Genomic DNA, 23,002 nt, shown 5'->3' with positions numbered 1-23,002 from the left:
CAAGGACTTGAATTGAAATGATTGGGAGAGGTTTGTGAGCCGAATTCTGGTATTGCCCGGGGACGGGATCGGGCCCGAGATTGTGGCCGAGGCGCTGAAGGTGCTGGAGCGTGTGGGCGAGATCGGCGGGCTGGATCTGGAGATCGAGCAGGGCCTGATCGGGGGCGCGGCGCACGATGCGGCCGGGCACCCCTACCCGGAGGCCACGCGCGAGGCGGCGCGCCGCGCCGACGCGATCCTGCTGGGGGCGGTCGGCGGCCCGCAGTACGAATCGCTGGAACGTGATCTCCGCCCCGAGCGCGGGCTGCTGGGCATCCGTTCGGATCTGGGTCTGTTCGCAAACCTGCGCCCGGCGATCCTGTATCCGCAGCTGGCCTCAGCCTCCACGCTGAAGCCGGAGGTGGTCAGCGGGCTGGATATCCTGATCGTGCGCGAGCTGACCGGCGGGATCTACTTTGGCCAGCCGCGCGGGATCGAGGAGCGCAATGGCGAGCGCTACGGCTTCAATACCGCCGCTTACAGCGAATCGGAGATCGAACGCATCGCGCGGGTCGGCTTCGAGGCTGCGATGAAGCGGGGCAAACGCCTGTGTTCGGTGGACAAGGCCAATGTGCTCGAGGTCTCCGAGCTGTGGCGCGAGGTGGTCGAGCGGGTCGGCCAGGAATTCCCCGAGGTCGAGCTGTCCCACATGTATGTGGATAACGCGGCAATGCAGCTGGTGCGTGACCCCAAGCAGTTCGACGTCATGGTGACCAGCAACATGTTCGGTGACATCCTGTCGGATGCAGCGGCGATGCTAACGGGTTCCATCGGTATGTTGCCGTCGGCTTCGCTGAACAGTGAGGGGGTTGGTCTGTATGAGCCGATCCACGGTTCGGCACCGGATATCGCGGGGCAGGGCAAGGCCAACCCGATGGCAACAGTGCTGTCGGTGGCGATGCTGCTGCGCCACAGTCTGAACCGGAATGACCTGGCCGAGCGTATCGAGCAGGCCGTGGGTCGAGTGCTGGATCAGGGCCTGCGTACGCCGGACATCTTCGGCGATGGTATGACCCTGGTGGGTACTCAGGGTATGGGCGACGCGTTGGTTTCTGCGCTCGACGATTAAATAGAATACAGCTACTTAACGAATAAAGTTCAATCGGGAATAGACAATGAGTGACCGCAAGTTTGACGTGGCCGTGGTGGGTGCGACCGGCGCCGTCGGCGAGACCCTGCTGTCCATTCTGGCCGAGCGCGGCCTGCCTTTGGGGCGGGTGCATGCGCTGGCGAGTTCACGGTCGGTGGGCAAGACGGTCAACTTCGGTCGGCGCGAGCTGGACGTGGAGGATCTGGCGACCTTCGATTTCTCCACTGTACAGATCGGGCTGTTTTCGCCGGGCGCGTCCGTCTCAGCGGAGTACGCACCGAAGGCTGCGGCGGCCGGCTGTGTGGTGATCGACAACACCTCGCAGTTCCGCTACGACCCGGAAATTCCGCTGGTGGTGCCGGAGGTAAACCCGGACGCGGTGGGCGATTACACGAAGCACGGGATTATCGCGAACCCCAACTGCTCCACCATCCAGATGCTGGTGGCGCTCAAGCCATTGCACGATGCGGTGGGAATCGAGCGCATCAACGTCGCGACCTACCAGGCCGTCTCCGGCACCGGCAAGGAGGCGATCGAGGAACTGGCCCACCAGACGGCGGCACTGCTGAATGGCCGCCCGGTGGAGTGCAACGTCTATCCCAAGCAGATCGCGTTCAACGCGCTCCCGCACATCGACGTCTTCCAGGACAACGGCTACACCAAGGAAGAGATGAAAATGGTCTGGGAGACCCGCAAGATCATGGGCGACGAGTCCATCCTGGTGAACCCGACCGCGGTGCGTATCCCGGTGTTCTACGGCCATTCCGAGGCCCTGCATATCGAGACGCGGGAGAAGATCACCGCCGATAAGGCGCGCGAAATTCTGGCCGCCGCACCGGGCGTGACCGTGCTCGACAAGCACGAAGACGGGGGCTATCCCACGGCCGTCACGGAGGGTTCTGGCAAGGATGCGGTGTTCGTTGGCCGCATCCGCAAGGACATCTCGCATCCGCGCGGTCTGAACCTCTGGGTGGTCTCGGATAACGTGCGCAAGGGTGCCGCACTGAACACGATCCAGATCGCGGAGGTTTTGATCCGGGATTACCTGTGATTTAATCCGGGAAAACGTCGGGGGAACCTTCCCCCGATATATCCGTGGCCAGGGGCATTGGGGCCACGCGGCACTTTCAGGGGGAATTCGTGCGCAAGCTATTGGTTGGGTTTTTGTTCTTGCTGCTGGTGGCCCCGGCGTCCTCGAATTCTGTGGGCTTCGGTGAAACCAATCTTCAGTCCTTCCTGAATCAGCCCTTGCAGGCGGAGATCCCCTTGCGTGGGGTGGATGCCGTTGGCGATTCCTTGCGAATCCGGCAGGCCTCCGAGGATGCCTATCGCCGTGCCGGGCTGAATCGTGGCGGGGTGCCTGGCGACCTGAATATTGAGCTTGAAGGTAATCGCGTGATCCTGACGACGCGACGGCCGGTGCGCGAGCCCTACGTGGGTATTCTGCTGGAAGCGCGCTGGGATGGTGGCCGCGCGATGCGTGAAGTCTCCTTGCTGCTCGATCCCCCCGGGACGATGCCGAGTGGTGTCTCGGCCCCTACCGTGAGCCAACCGTCCGAGGATGTACCTCGCACCCCGCGTGAAGGTGAGACCATCCAGGTGCGCAGCGGTGACACCCTGTACTCCGTCGTGCGCCGTAGCGGTATCTCCGGCTACAGCGACGAGCAGGTGATGCTGGCTTTCCTGGACGCCAACCCGCGGGCATTCATGGGCAATAACATCAATGCCCTGCGTGCCGACGCAGAGTTGCGCACGCCTTCGCGCGCCGAATTAGAAGCACGCAGCACCGCGCAGGCGCGAACCGAGGTGGTCGAGCAGACGCAGAGCTGGCAGGCGTCCACCCAGGCTGCTCGCGAGGCACCCGAGGAGGCTCCGGAAGAGGAGGTCACGGCTGCTGCCGATGAAGAGGCGGTGGCAGCGGAGGATGAGGCAGCTGCCGAGGACGAGACGGCGGCAGCCATTGAAGACGAAGAGGCCGCGGTCGCTGAAGTGGAAGTCGATGCCGCCGCGACCGAAGAAGCGACGCCGGCGGAGGATGATGTCGCGGCCGAAGAAGCTGTGGCGGAAGATCGTCTGGAAATCGTGGCCGACCTGACGCCGGAAGACGCCGAGGCGGGAGTGACCCAGGGCGGTTCGGAAGAGTTGCTGCAGGAGGCCTTGCTGTCACAGCGTGCCGAGATGGAGGGCATGCGTGACCAGATCTCCGATCTGCGTGAGGAGCTCGGAGAGCGCGGGCGCCTGGCGGATATCTCCAGCGAGAACATGGCGGAGTTGGAAGACCAGCTCAGCCAATTGCGCGCCGAACGCGAACAGTTGATGAGCCGTCTGGATCGTGCGGATGCCGAGCGTAATGCGCCGCTGCACGAGCGGATCATGAATGATCCGTTGTTGCTGATGATGGCCATCGCCCTGGTCATCCTGCTGCTGCTGGTGCTGCTGGCATTTGCACGCGGTGGACGCCGCGAGGTGATCGTGGACGACCGCAGCGCCGGCCTGCAGCCGCGGGCGGATAACAGCAAGGTTCAAGCGGCGGGCGATGCGGCTAGCGGGTATGAGGCCCGAGAAGTCGACGAGACGTCCGGTGGGCCAGCCGCGGGCGCTGCAGCGGCCGGTACGGCGGCCGCCATCGCCACGACGGCGGCATCCGGTGACGATGACCGTTCCATCACTCAGCAGGAAGAGTCCGCGCATCCTCCGGCCGATCCGGAGGAGGCAGTGGGCGAGATCGTTGTGGCCAGTGCGACTCAGGACGGCGAGGCAGCGGATGATGTGCTGGCCGAGGTCGACGTCTGCCTGGCGTACGGCATGAATGATCAGGCCCTCGAAACGCTGAATGCGGCGATCGAACGTAATCCCGAAAACACCGAGTACCAGCTGAAACGGGTCGAGGCGTATCTGGCGCAGGAGGACGATGAGGGGGCTCGTCAGGCGGCGTCCGCGCTGCGTGATCGACTGGATCCGAACGACACGGATACGCGTGACCGCCTTTCCGAGCTGGAGTCGCGCATCGGTGTCGCGGGGTTGGGCGCCGCTGCGGCAGGTGGAGCGGCGGCTGAGGACCTCGGCGAGACTGCGGACGCCGGCGGCGTTCCGGAAGGCAGTGACAGCAACGAGATCGATTTCTCCGGCCTGGAGTTGCCGGAAACCGATGAAGGGACCGAGAGCGCTGACACCAAGTCGGTGACAGGTGACGAAGGCCTTTCCTTCGATATCGACGAAAACCTGGAGTCGGATCTGGCCAGTGCCGCGCAGGGTGATGCGGAAAGTGATGAGGCTATGGATGACCTCAACAACCTGGCTTTCGATCTCGACGACGCCGAACTTCCGGATATGGACGCCGAGTCGGAGTCGGGTGAGACGGCCGAGCAGGAGCCGGGACTGGATCTGGACGAGAACCTCTTCGGCGGGGGTGCGGCCGAAGAGCCGACGGAAGGTCAAAGCGACGATGTCACGGAGTCCGCTGACACGGACGAGAATGTGACCCGCCTCAGTCTGGCCCAGGCCTACGCCGACATGGGCGACCAGGAAGGGGCCCAGGAACTGATCGACGAGGTCCTGGCCACCGGTACCGATGAGCAGAAGCGCGAGGCTGAAGCGATCAGGGACCAGATCAAGGGTTCGTGATCACGGCTCGGCCGGGAGTTGGGCGACGCAATGGCGATCGCCTTAGCAATTGAACGGATGGGTAGAATGAAGGCCCCGCCTGAGGGTAAAGCTCCGGGCGGGGCCTTTTTCGATTGGATGGATCGTTGCCAGTGGTGGAGACCGAGACCGTTGCATCGCCGACCGCGTCGGTGCCTGACCCGCATGCCGTGAGGCTGGGGATTTGGGGCTTGCTGGGGGTGCTCGGGGCTTCCGCGGTTCTGGTGACGGCATTGCCATGGGTTTTGGCCGTGATCGCCGCCGTGGTTCTGGGGTTGGCTGCCGCTGAAGGATTGCCGTGGCGACGGGCGGGGCGACTGATTCTGCGCATGAAGTGGTTCTACCTGTCGCTGCTGGTGTTCTATGGCCTTTGGCCGACCGAGGGGGAAAGTCTGGCTGCAGGGCTTCTGGAGGCCGGTGGCCGCATCCTGGCGTTGGTTTTGGTGCTGTTCCTAGTGGTCTGGTTGACCGAGCATTTCCCCCGTACCGTGCTTGTCCGCAGCTTGGGGCGGCTATTGGGTGGGCCGCGGCAGATGTTGGGCGGCTGGGGCGAGCGCTTTTCCGGGCGATTGTTTCTGGCGCTGGCGTTGTTCGAAAGTGAGCGGCCGTCGGTGGAGGCGCGGCGCGCCGGGCTCGACGGTTCCCGACGCAATCGGTTGCGCGCGGTGCACGAATGGCTGGTGGTGCAGCTGGATCGGGCCCTCACGGGGGGCGGGCCAATGCAACCGTCGGCGGATACACAGGAGCCTGCTGCGGGAACATGGTTGAGGTCGGATTGGCCGGTGGTCGTGTTGTGGGCGGGGGTGATCGCGGCATGGGTGGCATGGTGGCTGGGGTGACGGGCTTGAGTGAGTATCAAGAACGAGCGGGGCATGAGCTGGCCGGCGCGGGATCCCAGCGCTGGGCCCTCGGAGTGGAGTATGACGGCCGCGGCCTGCTGGGCTGGCAACGCCAGAAGGATGGACCCAGTGTGCAAGGGCATTTGGAGGCGGCACTGGGATTTGTGGCCAATCATTCGGTGGAACTGACCTGTGCGGGGCGCACGGACGCGGGGGTCCATGCCACTGCACAGGTGGTGCACTTCGATACGCCATCGCGGCGCGACACCCATGCCTGGGTGCTGGGCGCGAACAGTCGCCTTCCGGATGGGATTGCGGTGACCTGGGCGCGGCCGGTGGCGGACGACTTTCATGCACGCTTTGGTGCGTTTGGCAGGCGGTACCGCTATGTAATTGCGAACCGAGCGGTGCGGCCGGCGCTGGAGGCGGGGCGGGTGTCCTGGTGGCGGCGGCCACTGGATGCTTCGCGTATGCACGACGCCGGGCAGGTGTTTGTTGGCGAGCACGACTTCACCAGCCTGCGGGCTGCCGCCTGTCAGGCAAAATCCGCTGTGCGCCAGGTCCATTCCCTTGCAGTGGTGCGCCGCGGTGCCCATGTGGTGCTGGATATTCACGCGAACGCCTTTCTGCACCACATGGTGCGCAACATTGCCGGGGTGCTGCTGGCCGTCGGCGACGGGCGTGCCGAGGTGGACTGGCCGGTGAAGGTGCTGGCCGCCCGCGACCGTCGCGCGTCGGGGATCACCGCTCCGGCTGGTGGGCTGTACTTCGTGCATGTGGATTACCCGGGCGAGTTCGAATTGCCGATCACGTCGGGTCCGGTCTTCGACGGGGTACCGGGGAATGGAGCGGTTTGATTGCGGAAACATCGGGCGGGTGGCTCGCTTCTGGTAGGCTTTGCGGCTTGATCAACAGGGCCGGCTTCGGATGCGCTATCGGGTCAAAATTTGTGGGATCACCACGCCGGAGCAGGCGGTGGCGGCGGCGGCCGCCGGGGCCGATGCGATCGGACTGGTGTTCCATCCAGCGAGCCGTCGGTTCGTGGAGCCTGCGCAGGCTGCATTGATTGCGTCCGCGCTGCCACCTTTTGTGACCACCGTCGGGCTGCTGGTGGACCCCGATGCATCCCGCGTCGAGGCGGTACTGCAGGCCGTGGCGCTGGATTGTCTGCAGTTCCATGGGCAGGAGGCGCCGGCATTTTGCGCGGGCTTCGGTCGGCCGTACCTGAAGGCCATTGCGATGGGCGAAGGGCAGGACCCACGACCCCACATGGACGAACACCCCGATGCCCAGGGCTTTCTTCTGGATAGCCACGGTGCCGGGCGCAGCGGTGGGTCGGGTCATCGCTTCGACTGGGGGCAGGTGCCAGGTGCGTTGGAGCGGCCCTGGCTGCTGGCCGGGGGGTTGGATGCGGACTCGGTGCGCGAGGCGCTGGAACACCTGCGCCCGTATGGGGTCGATGTGAGTTCCGGCGTGGAATCGGCGCCCGGGATCAAGGATTCACGGCGTATGCAGGCCTTTGTTGGGGCCGTACGCCAATGCGAGGTGGAAACGAATGAGCAAGATTGACTGGGCGGCGTTCCCGGACGCCCGCGGGCATTTTGGTCCCTACGGGGGGCGGTTTGTCTCGGAGACCCTGATGGGGGCTCTGGACGAGTTGCAGCAGGTGTACGAGCAGTACATCAACGACCCGGATTTCATGGCGGAGCTGGATCACGACCTGAAGCAGTTCGTGGGGCGGCCCAACCCGCTTTATCACGCCGAGCGTCTGTCGCGCGAACTGGGCGGAGCGCAGATCTACCTCAAGCGCGAGGATCTGAACCACACCGGCGCGCACAAGGTGAACAACACCATCGGACAGGCGTTGCTGGCGAAGAAGCTGGGCAAGACGCGCATTATTGCCGAGACGGGCGCAGGGCAGCACGGTGTGGCGACCGCGACCGTGGCCGCGCGTCTCGGTCTGGAATGCGTGGTGTACATGGGCGAGGAGGACACGCGCCGCCAGTCGCAGAACGTGTATCGCATGCGCTTGCTGGGGGCCGAGGTGGTCGTTGTGAAGTCCGGGACCCGCACGCTGAAGGATGCCTTGAACGAGGCGATGCGAGACTGGGTCACCAACGTCGACGATACCTTCTACATCATCGGCACGGTGGCCGGGCCGCATCCGTATCCGGCGATGGTGCGCGACTTCCAGGCGGTGATTGGCCGTGAGGCCCGCGAACAGCATCTGGAGATGACCGGCAAGCTGCCGGACGCCCTGGTGGCCTGCGTGGGCGGTGGATCGAATGCCATCGGGCTGTTCCATCCATTCCTGGGCGACGAGTCGGTGGAAATGATCGGGGTCGAGGCCGGTGGCGACGGCGTCGAGACGGGCCGGCACTCCGCGCCGTTGTGCGCGGGACAGCCGGGGGTGTTGCACGGCAACCGGACCTATCTGATGGAGGACGAGAACGGCCAGATCATTGGCACGCACTCGGTCTCCGCCGGGCTGGACTATCCGGGGGTCGGGCCGGAACATGCCTGGCTGAAGGACATCGGTCGGGTGAATTACGTCTCGGTGACGGATGACCAGGCATTGGCCGGTTTCCACCGTATGACGCGTACCGAGGGCATTATCCCGGCGCTGGAGACGAGCCATGCGATCGCGCATGTGCTGGATCTGGCACCGCAGATGCGCCCGGATCAGAGCATCATCATCAATCTGTCCGGGCGTGGCGACAAGGACCTGAACACCGTGGCCGAACGCGAGGGGATTACGTTATGAGCCGCATCGAACAGCGCTTTGCCGAATTGCGCGAGCAGAACCGGGCTGCGTTGATCCCGTACGTGACCGCCGGCGATCCGGAACCCGGCGCGACGGTGCCCCTGATGCATGCACTGGTCGCGGCGGGCGCGGACCTGATTGAGCTGGGCGTGCCGTTTTCCGATCCGATGGCGGACGGTCCGGTGATTCAGAAGGCTTGCGAGCGTGCACTGCGCTTCGGGACCAGCCTGCGTGACGTGCTGGCAATGGTCGCGGAGTTTCGCAAGACCGACACCACGACGCCGGTGGTACTAATGGGGTACCTGAATCCGGTGGAGCGCATGGGTTACGAGGCCTTTGCCGCTACCGCGAAGACGGCGGGCCTTGATGGCTTGCTAACCGTCGATCTGCCGCCGGAGGAGAGCGAGGAGGTCGTCGACCTGTTGGAGGCGTCCGGGATCGATCCGATCTTCCTGGTCGCGCCGACCACCTCCGACGCCCGCATCGATCACGTGGCCAGGGCCGCGCGCGGGTTCGTCTACTATGTTTCGCTGAAGGGCGTGACCGGGTCGCAGACGCTGGATACCTCGGCCCTGGCCGAGCGCCTGGAGGGATTGCGCCGGCACACCGGGTTGCCGCTGGGCGTCGGGTTCGGCATCCGCGATGCGCAGACCGCCGCCCAGGTGGCGCAGGTAGCCGATGCGGTCGTGGTGGGCAGCGCTATCGTACGCCTGGCCGAGGAACATGACGGCGATGCCGATGGTTTTGCCCGGGCTGCAGCGACGGTGGTGCGGGAGATGCGTGACGCGATGGATGTGGCGCGTTCCCCGGGTGCGGCGGCCACAGTGTAGAATGCGCGGCGCCGATTCGGATTACAGGGAGACGGCATGAGCTGGTTCGAGAAGTTGATGCCTTCGCGCATCCGCACCGATAACGCGACCAAGAGGGGTGTACCCGAAGGTCTCTGGGTGCGTTGTGAGGGCTGTGATGCGACGTTGTACCGCCCCGAGGTGGAACGCAACCTCGACGTGTGCCCGAAGTGCAGTCATCACCGCCGCATGAGTGCCCGCCGCCGTCTGGAAACCTTCCTGGATGCCGAGGGTCGTGAGGAGATCGCGGCCGATATCGAATCCTCCGATGTCCTCAAGTTCCGTGACTCCAAGAAGTACAAGGATCGTCTGGTGGCGGCTCAGAAGGCGACCGGAGAGCGCGATGCCCTGGTCGTGATGCAGGGCCAGTTGCTGGGACGCCCGCTGGTGGCTTCGGCCTTCGATTTCCGCTTCATGGGTGGGTCGATGGGTTCCGCAGTGGGTGAACGCTTCGTCCGGGGGGCTAATCGTTCGCTGGAGCAGGGTATTCCACTGGTCTGCTTCAGCGCCTCGGGTGGGGCACGCATGCAGGAGGCGTTGTTCTCGTTGCTGCAGATGGCCAAGACCAGCGCCGTCCTGGCGCGGATGCAGGAAGAGCGGATCCCGTTTATTTCAGTGATGACCGATCCGACGATGGGTGGCGTCTCGGCGAGTCTGGCGATGCTGGGCGACCTGAACGTCGCCGAACCGAATGCCCTGATTGGTTTTGCCGGGCCGCGCGTGATTCAGCAGACGGTTCGCGAGACACTTCCGGAGGGCTTCCAGCGTTCCGAATTCCTGCTCGAGCATGGGGCAGTCGACATGATCGTGGACCGTCGCGACATGCGGGGTCGACTGGCTTCGGTGCTGGGGATGCTGACCCATGGTCCAGCCCCGGTCTCGGACGTTGAACCGACGGACGACGAAGACACGAACGTCGAGGTCATTAGTCCCGACAATGGCGGGGACGTCCAGAGCACGACCCCGTCGCACCGCAACTGACCACCGTGCGGTTCTCCACCCTGGAGGAGTGGCTGTCCTTTCAGGAACAGCTGCATCCCGTGGGCATGGACCTGACGCTGGACCGGATTGCGGTCGTTGCCGACCGTCTGGGATTGCGTGATGACACCGGGCCGCGCAGCGCGATCGTCGCCGGGACCAACGGCAAAGGCACCGTCGCCACGCGCACGGCGGCGCTGCTGCAGGCGCAGGGGCTGCGCGTCGGGCTGTTCACCTCGCCGCATCTACTGCGTTACAACGAACGCATCCGCATGGATGGCGATCCAGTTTCCGATTCCGCTCTGTGTCGCGCCTTCGAGGCCATTGACCAGGCCCGCGGCGATGATTCCCTGACCTACTTCGAGTTCGGTGCGTTGGCCGCCGCCTGGTTGTTTCGAGAGGCGGGCGCCGCGGTCCAGGTCCTGGAGGTCGGTCTGGGCGGGCGTCTGGATGCGGTTAACATCTGGGATGCCGACGTGGCGGCCATCACTGCGGTCGACTTGGATCACCAGACCTGGCTGGGGGATACCCGCGAGGCGATCGGCCGTGAAAAAGCGGGGATCATGCGGGCGGGGCGCCCCGTCGTGTTGGGCGAGCTCGAGCCACCTGCCAGTGTTCTGGAACACGCCGAACGCCTCGGGGCGAAGTCGCTGCGTGCGGGCCAGGATTTCGGGCTGGAGCGGGAGGACGGCCGGTTGCTATGGCGATTCGGGGACAGGGTCTCTGAATGGAAGGTGGAGGGTGCCGCTGGGATGCTGGACGGGGCCACATTGCAGAATTCGGCGACCGCGTTGGCGGTTGTGGAGGCCTTGGGTGTGACCGAACATTTGACGGACACCACCATCAGCCTGGCCTTGGGCACCTCGGCGCCGGGGCGCCTGCAGGTGTTGCCGGGCGAGCCGCAGTGGTTGCTGGACGTGGCCCACAATGTCCATGCCGTTGGCGAGCTGGCCCGGTGGCTGGGCGCCCACCCGGTATCTGGCCCGACGGTGGCCCTGGTTGCGGTGATGGCCGACAAGGAACGCGCTCCCATGTGGACGGCCCTGGCGGGCCACATGGATGCCTGGGTACCGATACCCTTGACGCTACCCCGCGCGCTTCCCGCGTCCACCCTGGCGGACGAGCTGGAGGCGGCGGGGCAGCCGCGCGTGCAGCGCCTGGATGACGCGCGGGCCTGTATGCGCGTGGCGGCCGAACTGGCCGGGCCGGACGGCCGGATCGTGGTTTTCGGCTCGTTCTATACCGTGGCCGCTGTGTTGGAGCTGACACCCGAACTGGCCGCGACGGCCTTGTCGGGGTGTGCGCACGTGGGTGGGCCGGGTCGCGGAGTCGCGAATGCGGTCTGAGCGCTCCGGCAATGGCTTGCTTGCGGCGGGACCGGGCGCGAGCGTAATGTCAGGACGTTGTTGTACCCCTTCAACATCCGCACACGGATGGCTGCATGAATAGCGACAATCCAATCCGCTTTCGCCTCGTCGGTGCGGTGATCCTGATCGTGCTGGCGGTCATCTTTCTGCCGTGGCTGTTCGATGGTGCCGGCTATGAGCACATGAGCGGTGTCGAAAACCCGGTCCCTGCACCCCCAACCTTCGCCGAGCCGGACATTGCCCTGCCGTCGGAACGTCCCGGACCGGGACGAGAGGCCGAGGCCTCCCCGCCGACGCCGGTGCCGGAACGGGATGGGTTGGTGGCCGAGTTGCGCAGCCTGGACAATGGCGGTCCCGAAGCCGACGCCGAGCGCGAGTCCAGCGACGCGACGCCCCAGGCGGCCGCGCCGGTGGAGCCCGATCAGCCTGTACAAGCCGGCTGGGCCGTGCAGATTGGCAGCTTTCGTGACGAGGATAACGCCCGGGAACAGCGCGAGCGCCTGCGCGAAGCCGGATGGCCTGCCTTTATCGACGATTCCACGGCGGATGGGCGTGCAATCTACCGCGTGAAGGTGGGCCCGCTGGCCCAGCGCGAGGACGCCGTGGCGCTGGGTGAGCGCCTCGCGGAAGAGCTCGAGTTATCCGGGATCGTGGTGGCGCATCCATGATGTGGCCAATGGACTGCGAACGCCGCACGGCTACGGTAAACTACGCGCCCTTTCACCATGCGAAGCCCGCTCCGTGAACTGGATTGATCTCATCATCATTGCCCTGATCGTTGTATCGGGGCTCATAAGCCTGTTTCGCGGCTTCGTGCGTGAGTCGTTTTCGCTCGCGACCTGGATCGTGGGGGTGTGGCTGGGCATTCGCTATGCAGCCGAGGTGGCGGAACAGCTTCCGCAGGCGATATCGGATGCGACGCTGCGTCTGGGCATTGGGTTTGCGCTGGTATTTATTGCGGTCCTGATTGTGGGTGGCATCCTCGGGGTGCTCGCCAATCGTCTGGTCAAGGGAAGCGGCCTGACGGGCACGGATCGCTCGCTGGGTGTGATCTTCGGCCTGCTACGTGGCGTGCTTCTGGTGGCGGTGCTGGTGTTCCTGGCCTCGTTGACGCTGATGCCGGACGAGCCCTGGTGGGAGAGCAGTCGCCTGATCCCCGAATTCGAGCGCCTGGTGGACTGGCTAATCGGACAGTTACCGGAGGGCTGGCAGGAACAGATCCACGACCTGCTGGCTAGCGACGAACCGGTCGAAGAAGTGATCCCCGACGGCGACGCATCGACGCCGTAAACCTGGAGTTCTGAACTGTATGTGTGGAGTTGTCGGAATCGTCGGGCGCAGCCCGGTGAACCAGCCCCTTTATGACGCCTTGCTGGTGTTGCAGCACCGTGGCCAGGATGCCGCCGGCATCGTGACCTGCGACGACGATGGACGGTTGCATCTGCGCAAGGACAATGGTCTGGTGCGCGACGTTTTCAACAACCAGCACATGCAGAGCCTGACCGGAAACATGGGTATCGGCCATGTTCGGTACCCGACGGCGGGCTCATCCAGCTCGGCCGAGGCCCAGCCGTTTTATGTGAACTCGCCGTTCGGGATTACATTGGGGCACAACGGCAATCTGACCAATGCCCGCGAGCTGAAGCAGGCGTTGTTTGCCACGGATCGCCGGCACATCAACACGGATTCGGATTCCGAAATCCTGTTGAACGTGTTTGCGCAGGAATTGCTGCGCTTTCTCGACAATGGGCTGACCCCCGATTCCGTATTCGACGCGGTTGAACGCGTGCACCAGCGCGCCGAGGGCGCCTATGCGGTGGTGGCGATGATTGCGGGTGGCGGCTTGCTGGCTTTCCGCGATCCGCACGGCATCCGTCCGATCGTCTATGGCTCGCGTGAGGCGGAAGAGGGTGGACGTGAATGGATGGTGGCGTCGGAGAGCGCGGCCCTGGACTCTCAGGGCTTCGATTTGGAGCGTGATCTAGCGCCGGGGGAGGCGTTGTTCATCACGCCCGAGGGTGAGGTCCGCACGCGGGTATGCGCGGAAGAGACGGCCCTCAACCCCTGTATCTTCGAACACGTGTATTTTGCTCGACCCGATTCGGTGATCGATAACGTCTTCGTGCATCGCGCGCGCATGCGCATGGGTACCGCGCTGGGCGAAAAGATCCGCCGCATCTGGCCGGATCACGACATCGACGTGATCGTGCCGATCCCCGACACCGGCCGCACCGTGGCGCTGGAGATGGCGCATGAGCTGAACATCAAGTACCGCGAGGGGTTCATCAAGAACCGCTATATCGGTCGTACGTTCATCATGCCGGGCCAGACCAAGCGGCGGAAATCCGTACGCCAGAAGCTGAACGCGATCTCGCTGGAATTTCGTGGCAAGAACGTGATGCTGGTGGACGACTCCATCGTCCGGGGTACGACCTCGCGCGAGATCGTGATGATGGCGCGGGAAGCGGGGGCCAAGAAGGTGTATTTCGCCTCGGCTGCACCGCCGGTGCGCTACCCCAACGTGTATGGCATCGACATGCCCGCCGCGGAGGAGCTGATTGCCCACGATCGCGACGAGGACGCTGTATGCGAGGCGATCGCGGCGGATCGTCTGATCTATCAGGATCTCGAAGATCTGCAAAAGGCCGTGCGTCGGGGCAACCGAAACATTAGTACCTTTGACTGTTCCGTATTCACGGGCGAGTACGTGACGGAACTGCCCCCGGACTACCTGGAGCACCTGGCCGCGTTGCGGGGTGATGGGCTGGTGAATACCCCAGTAGCCGGCGAGGTGCTGGATCTGGCCAACAAGAAGTAGACGTGAGGTGAGCTTGCCCAGCCTGGAATGGATCGAACCCGTGATCCGGGATGCGCAGGAGCGTGCCCCGGATGCCGTTGATGTCCCGATCGTGGTGGTACGGGTCGACCAGCAACGGCTGTATGTCTGGGAGCGCGGGCAGGTGACCGACATCTTCGATGTGTCGACATCCGAACGGGGTATCGGCTTCGAGGAGGGGACATTCAAGACCCCATTGGGTTTGCACCGCATTGCCGAACGTTTTGGCGAGGATGCCCCACGCGGCACCATTTTCCGTGCCCGGGGTGACACCGGCCAGATCGCGGATATCCTGACCGAACCGGGCGCGCGCAGCCCCCGCGACAACATCACCTCGCGCATTCTCTGGCTGGACGGGCTGGAGCCTGGCATCAACCAGGGCGGGAATGTCGATTCCCTCCGGCGCTATATCTACATCCATGGCACCGACGAGGAAGGCCGCATTGGCGAGCCGGCTTCAGAAGGTTGTGTGCGCATGCGCAACGACGACGTGATCGAATTGTTTCCGCGTCTGCCCGTGGGGACGGTGGTGACCATCCTTGATGGCCCTGAGGTCCCGGATCTTTCCTGACCGTTTGGCCGTGCCCGGCCACCTGTTCGACTCCCATTCCGAACGACCGCTTTAAGACGCGCCCCCACGCGATTTGTGGTCGTGCGGGAACTTACCGTGGGTGGGGGGTCTGAACATCTACGTTAGCATTCCGTGATCTTTGCTCATTCGCCTGCTAGAATAGGGGAATTATTCCCGACCCTGGTGGTCAGGTAAGAAGGGAATTATTCCTGACAAGCGTTGTCAGGAAATTAGAACGGATTCAAGCCTGCGAACGGATGTCGAGCAGGACACATATACACGGTATTTCGGAGGCAAGGCATATGAAACTCTCAACCAAGGGCCGCTACGCGGTGACCGCGATGATGGATCTCGCAATCCATGACCGGATTGGTCCCGTTACGCTTGCCGACATCTCGCAGTGCCAGGGTATTTCGCTGTCCTATCTGGAACAGCTGTTTGCCAAGCTGCGTAAGGCCGAACTGGTGGAAGGCGTGCGCGGACCCGGTGGTGGCTACCGCCTGGCCAAGCGTGCCGATCAGATCAGTATCGCCAATATCATCACCGCGGTGGACGAATCGGTGGATGTGACCCGTTGCAAGGGCCACAAGGACTGCCAGGATGGTGATCGCTGCCTGACCCATGAGTTGTGGGATGACCTCAGCCAGCAGCTCTATGACTTCCTGGACGGGATTACGTTGTCGCAGTTTGCCAACCGTCCCGAAGTGCAGAAGGTTGCACGTCGTCAGGATGAGCGCCGCGGAGCGCGTCACCACTTCATCTTCCGTAACGACGCGGCGTAATTCGCCGGGTGTCCCCCATCGGGGGGCGCAGACATGGAACGGGGCCGCCTGGGTTTGTACGACCAAGTGGCCCCGAGTCGTTCTGGCGGGTGCGACGCACACCCGGAAGGCCCGCGTACCAGCATGCACGTGCGATTCGATCAGTAGCGTTTCCCTACTGATGGATGGGCGTATGGACGGCCTGCCTGGGTGATCCGCGAGGCACGTCGCGCAACAGGTCCCGTAGGCGTTCGAGTTCGTCCGCGCGTTGATTGGACGAAAGCTTGCCGAAACGCTGCCGGTTATAGACCTCGGCGAAGGCCCTGAGGGTGTCCGCCAGGTCTGGCCGTGCCTGCGCCACTCGGCGTGACCAGACATGCACCGGCTCATGGGGGTGTCGCGCAAGCGTCCGGTCATGTCGCGCGAGGCGGCGTGAAAGGCGTTGCAGCAGTCGTTCGGCCGCGGGTAGTCGCCGCCGCGGCGTGCGCAGCCATACCCAGGCGATCGCCAGCACCGCAAGACTGCCAAACCCGACCGCCAACGCAATCAGAATAGAGCGCCAATCCTGTGAATCCAGCCCCAGGCGAGCGAACAGCTCGCGCTGGCGCTCCGGATCAAAGGCGAGCACCCAGCTCTCCCAGCGGAACTGCGCAAAGTCGCGCCAGTCCTCCAGCCCGAAGCGGGCGCGCTGCATCCACGACAATCCTTCGCCATCACGCAGGAAGCCGGGAATATCCTCACCGGTGTCCTGTGCCAACCCGGTCAGACCCTGTTCGATACGCTCCGGCGCGATGGCGGCGGTGGGATCAATCCGCACCCAGCCTTCGCCATCCAGCCACACCTCGTTCCAGGCATGGGCGTCCGCATTGCGCAGGCGCAGGTACTCGCCCCGCGTCTGCCAGGCGCCCCCCTGGTAGCCGGTGATAACCCGTGTGGGGATGCCGGCTGCGCGCATCAAGACGGCAAAGGCCGAGGCGTAGTGCTCACAGTAGCCGGCCTGGGTCTCGAACAGAAACTGATCGGTGGTGTCGTCCTGCAGGGTTGGGGGTTGCAGGGTATAGCGGTAGGGCTCGGCACCAAAGCGTTGCAGGGCCTCCTGGATGATCGCGCGATCATCGTCGCCGTGGGTAGCCCGCCACAGGGCGACCTCCGCGCGCGACCGTGGCGCGGCGGAGGGGGGCAGGTGCAGCGCCCGTTCGCGTTCTTCGGGGTCCAGCTCTGCCTCGCCTGCCCCCGGCGGGGTGGTGAGGTCCGCCGCAGCGCTGTACTGGATACGGTTGGTAATACGCCGATCGCGCAGGACTTGGTGGTTCGCCCGCAGGTCGGCGTCATCGGGCAACACGGCCGGGTAGTCGAGTACGGGTAGATAGCGGGCGCGAGTGGGTTCCAGGGTCGCGGTGTAATGCACCAGAGTGTCGTGATCGACTGCAGTTGGCTGGATGGTAGACCGGCCCTCGTCGACGGACCAGCGGCGGCCGTCGAAGTCGGTCATGACCAGGGCGCGCCAGTATTGGGCACGCAGAGGCGGTACGTCGGTGTCGAACTCGACGCGCAGGGCGGTGGATTCGTCCTGCAGGAGCTGGGCAATGTCGCCTGGGTTGAGCTCGCCGGACAGGCCGGTCTGGGCCGTTTGGTCACGCTGGGGGTCTCCCCACAACGGTCCCTGTATGCGGGGAAACACCACGAACAGGATCAACATGAAGGGCAGGGCATGCAGGAGCATGGTGCCCGCCTGGCGGGCGAGTTGGCGCCGCGCGATGAACCGTTCGGCGTGCACTTGAATCAGGGCGGCCGTGAGCAGCGCGGTGGCCAACAGGGAGTAGGCCGCGATCAGGATGGATTGGTCGAAGAAATAGGTGGTGACGACGACGAAATAGCCCAGGAACAACGCAATGACGATGTCGCGCCGGTTGCGTGTCTCCAGCAGTTTGAATGCGATCATCACCAACAGCAGGGCGGTGCCGGGCTCCTGCCCAAAGACCGTGCCGTACTGCACGAAGGTGAGTCCACCGGCCATCAGGGCCAGAAGGCTCATCACGCCCAGCGAGGGTGCCTGGCGTCCGCTTACTAGAAGCCAGGCACGAACGGCGATGGCCAGCGCCACCAGCACACTGATCCAGATCGGCTGGTGCCAGATGTGAGGCAGCGCGGCGACCGGCAATGCGATCAGGGCGAGTTCGAGGCCCCGTAGGTTGGGGTTGGCGTAGGCTGCTGCGAACGTTGGTGTCATGCCCCACGGGCCTGTGGCTGAAGCTCGACGGGTTCCGTCTGGAACTGCGCCAGGCTGCGCAGGCAGTGTGCGCGGTGGGCGGGGCCCTGGGCGGGTTCGAGTGTCTGGCCAGGCAGGCGCAAGCCGTAGATCCGACCCTCGTTATGCGCGGCCAGGACTTGATGGCACAGCATGGACAGCCGTGTCTCGGGGTCGCTGGCGGGCATGGCCTCCCAGTCCAGCCACAGGCGATCCCCCTGGCCGCTGGCAGCCTCGCGCACATGCAGCTTGCCGCTGCGGGCGTAGGCCTTCCACACAATGCGTCCGGGTGGGTCCCCGGGGCGGTAGGGGCGGATCTGGTCCGGCGCCTCGCCCTCGCGACGGGCCAAGCCCTGTTCGGATTGGTCGCCGCCCCCGCCTTGGGGGTCGCCCGGATCAATGGGCGCGGGATAGACGACGATTTCCGGTGCGAGCGTAAGCCAGGACCAGACTTCCAGGATGCCGAGGGGGTAGCGTGTGTCCAGGCGCTGGCGCGGTAACGAGTAGATGCCGCGCCCTGGGTTGGCGAGCGTCAGGGTGGCCGTGGTCGAGCCCTGCGCCGGGATCGCCAGGGGCTTGGTTGCCTGCGGCCCAACGCGCAGGTTTAGCGCCTCACGGGCGCGGCCTGCGGCCTCCTCCAGGCGTAACGGGATTTGCAGGGGCTGCCCGGCAAACACCGGCGGCACGGGCAGGGTGGCAATGCGCAGGCCCAGCAGGTTGCGATGGGTGTACCACATCGCGTTGTGGCCGATGCCGACCAGCAGGAAGGTCAGCAGAAAGGCCATGTTGTTCGAGTAATTGATGGATCCAAGGAGCATCACCAGGATGATCCCGAGCAGGGTGTAACCGGCGCGCGTGGGCAGGATGTAGATGCGGTCACGCCCTAGGTGCGCCGCTGCGCCGTCGTGCGCATGGCGGCGGGTGATCCAGCGGATGGCATCGTCGCGCAGCCGCGCCATGCGCCGGCGCGAACGGGACGGGACGCTCACGGAGTCGGGACGCATTCCATCAGGCGGGCGACACTGCGTTCGGGGGTTTCCGGCTCGCGGGCGCGCAAGCGGTGCCCGGCCACGGCCGGAAGTACGCGGGCAATATCATCCGGTGTGGCGTAGTCACGACCATCGAGGAAGGCGTGGGCGCGCGCGGCACGCAATAGTCCCAGGCCGGCGCGCGGCGACAGGCCGTGGGCAAAATGGGCGCGGTCGCGACTGGCGGCCAGTAGCCCTTGCAGATAGTCCAGTACCGCACCCTCGGCGTGAACGTCCGATACTTGCTCCTGCCACTGCCGCAGTTGATGTGGGGCAACCAGGCTGGGTGGGGCCGGATGGCTGTCGGCGAGAGGGGACGCGGACTGCGCGGGACTTCCCCGTTCCAGCAAGGCGCGCTCGGCACGGGCGTCCGGATAGCCGAGCTGGATGCGCATCAGGAAACGGTCCAGTTGGGACTCCGGCAGCGGATGAGTGCCGACCTGTTCTTCGGGGTTTTGCGTGGCGATCACGAAGAAGGGCACCGGCAACTCGCGCGTGGCGCCCTCGACACTGGCCTGGCGCTCTTCCATGGCCTCCAGTAGCGCGCTCTGGGTTTTCGGTGGGGCACGGTTGATCTCGTCGGCCAGCAAGACTTGAGTGAAGATCGGGCCCGGATGGAAGCGGAATTCCCCACTGCCCTGCTCGAATACCGAGACGCCCAGAACGTCGCCCGGCAGCAGGTCGCTGGTGAACTGGACCCGACGATAATCGAGGTTCATGGCGCGCGCGAGCGCGTGGGCCAGGGTGGTCTTGCCGACCCCGGGTTGATCCTCAATCAGCAGGTGCCCGTTGGCGAGCAGGCAGGCGAGTGCTAGCCGTACCGGCTCGGGCTTCCCGAGAAGGATCTCGTTCAGGGCGTGTTCCACCTGCTGCAGGGCATCCGTTGCCGGTGGCATGCGAACCTCTTGGTCGATATGGAGTAAGGAGTACCGCTTGGGTCGGCTCCCGTAGAAGAGTTTGTCGGGCCCGAATGGTTCCCGGGGCCTTGTTGCGGCTACCATGGCGGCAATCGTCCAGCGAGTTACCTGATGGATCCTCCCGCCGCCGGATCGGGCCAGCCCTTCGAATATGATGCCACAGCCGGATCGCCATCCCGTCTGCGGTTGGGTGGGCGGCTGGATGTGCATGCGGTGGAGCACGTCTGGGGTGTGTTGCGCCGCGAAGCCAAACAGCTCGGCGCGGGTGGCTCTCCCGTAGTCGTGGATGTGTCGGGGGTCGAATACTGCGACGGCGCTGGGGCGGCGCTGTTGCATGCCCTGGAACAGGACCTGGCACGCGCGGGCGCCGAGGTCCGGATGGAGGGCGTGGGGCGCATGGTCCAGGAGCAGCTGACGCCCTATCGCGAACTGGACGACATGGAGCCGGCGCGCGATGGCAGCGGGCGTGGTGGGGGGTCGGGTCTCCTGGATGGGGTGGATTCGGTGGGCCGTGCGGCCTACTCCCTGTTTGGATTTGTTGGCGAGCTCACCCGCGCCATCGGGAGTGCGCTACGTCACCCGCGCCAAGTGCGTTGGGGCGATACCTTGCGCGTCGCCGAGGCCGCGGGTTTCCAGGCACTGCCAATTGTCTCCCTGATCGCCTTCCTGCTGGGGGTGATCCTCGCATTCCAGTCTGCGATCGCGATGCGCCAGTTTGGCGGCGAGATTTTCGTGGCCAACCTGGTGGCGGTGTCGCTGTTTCGCGAGCTGGGGCCGCTGATGATGGCGATCTTGCTGGCAGGGCGTTCCGGGGCCGCGTTCGCGGCCGAGATCGGCACCATGAAGGTCAACGAAGAGGTCAACGCCCTGAAGACCATGGGGCTGGACCCGGTGCGTTTTCTTGTGCTGCCCAAGGTCCTGGCGGGGTTGTTGGTGGCCCCCCTGCTGGCCCTGTACGCGAACATGATCGGCCTGATTGGCGCGGCGGTGGTGATGCAGGGCTTCGGGATTCCCTGGGTGGCTTTCTTTAACCAGGTGACTTCGGCGCTATCGGCCTCCGATTTGTTCTCCGGGCTGGTCAAGGCCGTGGTGTTCGGCCTGGTGATTGCCGCCGTCGGTTGTCTGCGTGGCTTGCAGACCGGCAGTGGAGCGGCCTCGGTGGGTCTGTCCACCACCAGTGCCGTCGTGACCTCCATCATTCTGATCGTGGTGCTGGATGGCGTGTTTGCCGTGCTGTTCTACCACCTGGGGGTCTGAGGCATGAGTGAAGCTCGCGTAGACAACGCGAAAACGTTGGACCGCGACGTTGTGATCCGGGTCCAGGGCCTGACCATGGGCTTCGATGACTTCGTACTGATGCGCGATCTCGATTTTGAGGTCCGCCGGGGCGAGATCTTCGTGATTCTTGGCGGGTCCGGGAGTGGCAAGAGTACGCTGCTCAAGCACATGATTGGGCTGCTCCAGCCGCAGGCGGGGCACATCTGGGTGGCGGGGTCGGATATTACCGCGGCGGAAGGTGCCGAGCGCGAGGCGATCCTGCAGCGGGTCGGGGTGATGTACCAGATGGGTGCGCTGTTCGGCTCGATGACACTTCTGGAAAACGTGCGCTTGCCCTTGGAGGTCCATACCGATTTGCCGCGCGAGGCGATGGACGCGATCGCACGGTCGCGCCTGCAGCTGGTCGGATTGGGCGCCTTTGCGGATTTTATGCCATCCGAGGTCAGCGGTGGCATGCAAAAGCGCGCGGCGATTGCCCGGGCGATGGTGCTGGACCCGGAAGTCCTGTTCCTGGACGAGCCCTCGGCGGGTCTCGATCCCATTACTTCGGCGGACCTGGACCGGCTGATCCAGCGGCTCGCGCGCACTCTGGACATGACCATCGTGATCGTCAGCCATGAACTGGCCAGTATTTTTGCGATCGCGGATCGGGTGATTATGCTCGACAAGGAGAGTCAGGGCATCGCGGCCGAGGGCGACCCCGCCGTACTGCGTGACACATCGACTCATCCGTGGGTACAGCGGTTCCTGCGGCGAACGGATTCCGACGAAGAGAGGCCCGCATGAGTGCCCGACATCATTTCCGCCTGGGGCTGTTCATCCTCGGGGGCCTGGCGGCTCTGGTGGTGGCGTTGCTGATTTTGACGGCAGGCAATCTGCTGCGCCCCTCCATCCAGATCGAGACCTATATGGATTCCTCCATCCAGGGACTGGAGATCGGGGCGCCGGTGAAGTTTCGCGGCGTCACGATTGGTGAGGTCACCGATCTGACCTTTACCTCCGTGGAGTATGAGGCCGACATCCGCCCTGGCGAACGTAAACGCTATGTCATGGTGCGGGCCCGTCTTTATCCCGATCGCTTTGCCGCCAGTGCGCGGGAGGGGGAGTTCCAGGTGCAGATCCTGGAGAACCTGGTCGAGTCGGGTCTGCGGGTGCGCATGGCCGCCCAGGGCATCACTGGCATGAACTACCTCGAAGCGGACTTTTCCGACCCGGAGTCGCATCCGCCTTTGGACTATGACTGGGAACCGCAAGCCTTTTACATCCCGTCGGCACCCAGCACGGCCATGCAGTTCCTGGAATACGCGGAAAGCCTGCTCAAGCGCATCGATGAGCTGGATATCGAGGGCGTGGTGGATAACCTGACGCAGCTCCTGGTGACCGTCGAAACGACCATTGCGGAGCTGGATACGGGGGCCATCGCGGACCGCGCCGATCACCTGATCGCCGAGCTGGAAACCACCACGCGCACCGCCAACCGGGTGATGGAATCAGTGGAACGCATCGTTGACCATCCCGATACCCAGGCGCTCCCCAGCGAGACCCGGGCGGCCCTGCGCGAACTGCGCGAGACGGCCGAAGCCGCAGATGTCGGCCGTCTGGTCGATCGCATGGATTCGATGGTGGAGCGGCTGGATCGCGGTATGGACGTCAGCGAGACCAAGCTGCTGGAAACCCTGGACGAACTGCAGGCCGCAATTTCCGGGATCCGCAGCCTGTCGGATGATGTGCGCCGTAATCCGGGTGGCGCCCTGTTTGGCGCCCCGCCACCGCGCAGCACGATGGACGAGGAGTAG

The 23,002-nt window shown here is 64.7% G+C and carries 21 protein-coding genes; 18 read left to right on the top strand and 3 right to left on the bottom strand.

Features of this window, described 5'->3' with window-relative positions; translation table 11 throughout:
* The first annotated feature begins 34 nt into the window (after window positions 1–34).
* The 15 genes from leuB (at window position 35) to iscR (ending at window position 15,756) form a co-directional block, all read left to right on the top strand.
* A complete protein-coding gene (gene leuB, locus D002_RS0103755; protein WP_018140576.1) occupies window positions 35–1,108 on the top strand; it encodes a 3-isopropylmalate dehydrogenase in 1,074 nt (357 codons plus the stop codon).
* Between the two features lie 46 nt (window positions 1,109–1,154).
* A complete protein-coding gene (locus D002_RS0103750) occupies window positions 1,155–2,180 on the top strand; it encodes an aspartate-semialdehyde dehydrogenase (RefSeq protein ID WP_018140575.1) in 1,026 nt (341 codons plus the stop codon).
* Window positions 2,181–2,269: 89 nt separating this feature from the next.
* Window positions 2,270–4,753, top strand: a complete 2,484-nt coding sequence (locus D002_RS0103745) for a FimV/HubP family polar landmark protein (RefSeq protein ID WP_026181498.1) — start codon at window positions 2,270–2,272, stop codon at window positions 4,751–4,753.
* Window positions 4,754–4,941: 188 nt separating this feature from the next.
* The gene (locus D002_RS0103740; protein WP_026181497.1) at window positions 4,942–5,610 is read left to right on the top strand and encodes a hypothetical protein; all 669 of its coding nucleotides are present in this window, start codon (window positions 4,942–4,944) and stop codon (window positions 5,608–5,610) included.
* Complete coding sequence (gene truA / locus D002_RS0103735; RefSeq protein WP_369772004.1) at window positions 5,595–6,467, top strand: tRNA pseudouridine(38-40) synthase TruA; 873 nt, start codon at window positions 5,595–5,597, stop codon at window positions 6,465–6,467. The genes D002_RS0103740 and truA overlap by 16 nt, the downstream gene beginning before the upstream one ends.
* A 70-nt stretch (window positions 6,468–6,537) precedes the next feature.
* Window positions 6,538–7,179 carry a phosphoribosylanthranilate isomerase gene (locus D002_RS0103730; protein ID WP_018140571.1) on the top strand — a complete coding sequence of 214 codons (642 nt, stop codon included), beginning with the start codon at window positions 6,538–6,540 and terminating at the stop codon, window positions 7,177–7,179.
* On the top strand, window positions 7,166–8,374 hold the full coding sequence (gene trpB / locus D002_RS0103725; protein WP_018140570.1) for a tryptophan synthase subunit beta: 1,209 nt from the start codon (window positions 7,166–7,168) through the stop codon (window positions 8,372–8,374). Before D002_RS0103730 ends, trpB begins: the two co-directional genes overlap by 14 nt.
* A complete protein-coding gene (gene trpA, locus D002_RS0103720; protein WP_018140569.1) occupies window positions 8,371–9,204 on the top strand; it encodes a tryptophan synthase subunit alpha in 834 nt (277 codons plus the stop codon). The genes trpB and trpA overlap by 4 nt, the downstream gene beginning before the upstream one ends.
* A gap of 36 nt (window positions 9,205–9,240) precedes the next feature.
* Complete coding sequence (gene accD, locus D002_RS0103715) at window positions 9,241–10,203, top strand: acetyl-CoA carboxylase, carboxyltransferase subunit beta (RefSeq protein ID WP_018140568.1); 963 nt, start codon at window positions 9,241–9,243, stop codon at window positions 10,201–10,203.
* 5 nt (window positions 10,204–10,208) lie between these two features.
* Window positions 10,209–11,546 carry a folylpolyglutamate synthase/dihydrofolate synthase family protein gene (locus D002_RS0103710; RefSeq protein ID WP_018140567.1) on the top strand — a complete coding sequence of 446 codons (1,338 nt, stop codon included), beginning with the start codon at window positions 10,209–10,211 and terminating at the stop codon, window positions 11,544–11,546.
* Window positions 11,547–11,641: 95 nt separating this feature from the next.
* The gene (locus tag D002_RS0103705; RefSeq protein ID WP_018140566.1) at window positions 11,642–12,235 is read left to right on the top strand and encodes an SPOR domain-containing protein; all 594 of its coding nucleotides are present in this window, start codon (window positions 11,642–11,644) and stop codon (window positions 12,233–12,235) included.
* A 73-nt stretch (window positions 12,236–12,308) separates the two neighbouring features.
* Complete coding sequence (locus tag D002_RS0103700; RefSeq protein WP_018140565.1) at window positions 12,309–12,857, top strand: CvpA family protein; 549 nt, start codon at window positions 12,309–12,311, stop codon at window positions 12,855–12,857.
* A gap of 19 nt (window positions 12,858–12,876) precedes the next feature.
* Window positions 12,877–14,385, top strand: coding sequence for an amidophosphoribosyltransferase (gene purF / locus D002_RS0103695; RefSeq protein ID WP_018140564.1), 1,509 nt, complete (start codon window positions 12,877–12,879; stop codon window positions 14,383–14,385).
* Between the two features lie 13 nt (window positions 14,386–14,398).
* On the top strand, window positions 14,399–14,974 hold the full coding sequence (locus D002_RS0103690; RefSeq protein ID WP_026181495.1) for a L,D-transpeptidase: 576 nt from the start codon (window positions 14,399–14,401) through the stop codon (window positions 14,972–14,974).
* A gap of 302 nt (window positions 14,975–15,276) precedes the next feature.
* The gene (gene iscR / locus D002_RS0103685) at window positions 15,277–15,756 is read left to right on the top strand and encodes a Fe-S cluster assembly transcriptional regulator IscR (RefSeq protein WP_018140562.1); all 480 of its coding nucleotides are present in this window, start codon (window positions 15,277–15,279) and stop codon (window positions 15,754–15,756) included.
* A 154-nt stretch (window positions 15,757–15,910) separates the two neighbouring features.
* Here iscR and D002_RS0103680 read toward each other — a convergent pair whose 3' ends face one another.
* The 3 genes from D002_RS0103680 to D002_RS0103670 are packed head-to-tail and all read right to left on the bottom strand — an operon-like array spanning window position 15,911 to window position 19,907.
* Complete coding sequence (locus tag D002_RS0103680; RefSeq protein WP_018140561.1) at window positions 15,911–17,965, bottom strand: DUF3488 and transglutaminase-like domain-containing protein; 2,055 nt, start codon at window positions 17,963–17,965, stop codon at window positions 15,911–15,913.
* Complete coding sequence (locus D002_RS0103675; protein ID WP_018140560.1) at window positions 17,962–18,987, bottom strand: DUF58 domain-containing protein; 1,026 nt, start codon at window positions 18,985–18,987, stop codon at window positions 17,962–17,964. The genes D002_RS0103680 and D002_RS0103675 overlap by 4 nt, the downstream gene beginning before the upstream one ends.
* The gene (locus D002_RS0103670; protein WP_018140559.1) at window positions 18,969–19,907 is read right to left on the bottom strand and encodes a MoxR family ATPase; all 939 of its coding nucleotides are present in this window, start codon (window positions 19,905–19,907) and stop codon (window positions 18,969–18,971) included. The genes D002_RS0103675 and D002_RS0103670 overlap by 19 nt, the downstream gene beginning before the upstream one ends.
* Window positions 19,908–20,039: 132 nt before the next feature.
* On the opposite strand from D002_RS0103670, the gene D002_RS0103665 reads away from it, so the two are divergent.
* Genes D002_RS0103665 through D002_RS0103655 form a run of 3 tightly spaced genes read left to right on the top strand, consistent with a single transcriptional unit; the run spans window position 20,040 to window position 23,002 of the window.
* Window positions 20,040–21,185 (top strand): MlaE family lipid ABC transporter permease subunit, encoded by a 1,146-nt coding sequence (locus D002_RS0103665; RefSeq protein WP_018140558.1) that lies wholly within the window; start codon window positions 20,040–20,042, stop codon window positions 21,183–21,185.
* A gap of 3 nt (window positions 21,186–21,188) precedes the next feature.
* Complete coding sequence (locus D002_RS0103660) at window positions 21,189–21,992, top strand: ABC transporter ATP-binding protein (protein ID WP_018875122.1); 804 nt, start codon at window positions 21,189–21,191, stop codon at window positions 21,990–21,992.
* Window positions 21,989–23,002, top strand: a complete 1,014-nt coding sequence (locus tag D002_RS0103655) for an MlaD family protein (RefSeq protein WP_018140556.1) — start codon at window positions 21,989–21,991, stop codon at window positions 23,000–23,002. The genes D002_RS0103660 and D002_RS0103655 overlap by 4 nt, the downstream gene beginning before the upstream one ends.

It is taken from the genome of Thioalkalivibrio sp. ALJ7 (assembly GCF_000376865.1).
In the GTDB taxonomy this organism is placed as follows: domain Bacteria; phylum Pseudomonadota; class Gammaproteobacteria; order Ectothiorhodospirales; family Ectothiorhodospiraceae; genus Thioalkalivibrio.
Note: the sequence above shows the minus strand (reverse complement) of the source record. Positions and strands in the feature narration are given on the sequence as shown.

Bases quoted from the DNA above. Each gene is read 5' to 3' on its own strand.
- D002_RS0103655 (WP_018140556.1), top strand. From the start codon at position 21,989: ATGAGTGCCCGACATCATTTCCGCCTGGGGCTGTTCATCCTCGGGGGC.
- D002_RS0103670 (WP_018140559.1), bottom strand. From the start codon at position 19,907: ATGCCACCGGCAACGGATGCCCTGCAGCAGGTGGAACACGCCCTGAAC.
- D002_RS0103660 (WP_018875122.1), top strand. From the start codon at position 21,189: ATGAGTGAAGCTCGCGTAGACAACGCGAAAACGTTGGACCGCGACGTT.
- D002_RS0103665 (WP_018140558.1), top strand. From the start codon at position 20,040: ATGGATCCTCCCGCCGCCGGATCGGGCCAGCCCTTCGAATATGATGCC.
- trpA (WP_018140569.1), top strand. From the start codon at position 8,371: ATGAGCCGCATCGAACAGCGCTTTGCCGAATTGCGCGAGCAGAACCGG.
- iscR (WP_018140562.1), top strand. From the start codon at position 15,277: ATGAAACTCTCAACCAAGGGCCGCTACGCGGTGACCGCGATGATGGAT.
- accD (WP_018140568.1), top strand. From the start codon at position 9,241: ATGAGCTGGTTCGAGAAGTTGATGCCTTCGCGCATCCGCACCGATAAC.
- D002_RS0103730 (WP_018140571.1), top strand. From the start codon at position 6,538: ATGCGCTATCGGGTCAAAATTTGTGGGATCACCACGCCGGAGCAGGCG.
- trpB (WP_018140570.1), top strand. From the start codon at position 7,166: ATGAGCAAGATTGACTGGGCGGCGTTCCCGGACGCCCGCGGGCATTTT.
- truA (WP_369772004.1), top strand. From the start codon at position 5,595: ATGGTGGCTGGGGTGACGGGCTTGAGTGAGTATCAAGAACGAGCGGGG.
- D002_RS0103680 (WP_018140561.1), bottom strand. From the start codon at position 17,965: ATGACACCAACGTTCGCAGCAGCCTACGCCAACCCCAACCTACGGGGC.
- D002_RS0103750 (WP_018140575.1), top strand. From the start codon at position 1,155: ATGAGTGACCGCAAGTTTGACGTGGCCGTGGTGGGTGCGACCGGCGCC.
- purF (WP_018140564.1), top strand. From the start codon at position 12,877: ATGTGTGGAGTTGTCGGAATCGTCGGGCGCAGCCCGGTGAACCAGCCC.
- D002_RS0103705 (WP_018140566.1), top strand. From the start codon at position 11,642: ATGAATAGCGACAATCCAATCCGCTTTCGCCTCGTCGGTGCGGTGATC.
- D002_RS0103675 (WP_018140560.1), bottom strand. From the start codon at position 18,987: ATGCGTCCCGACTCCGTGAGCGTCCCGTCCCGTTCGCGCCGGCGCATG.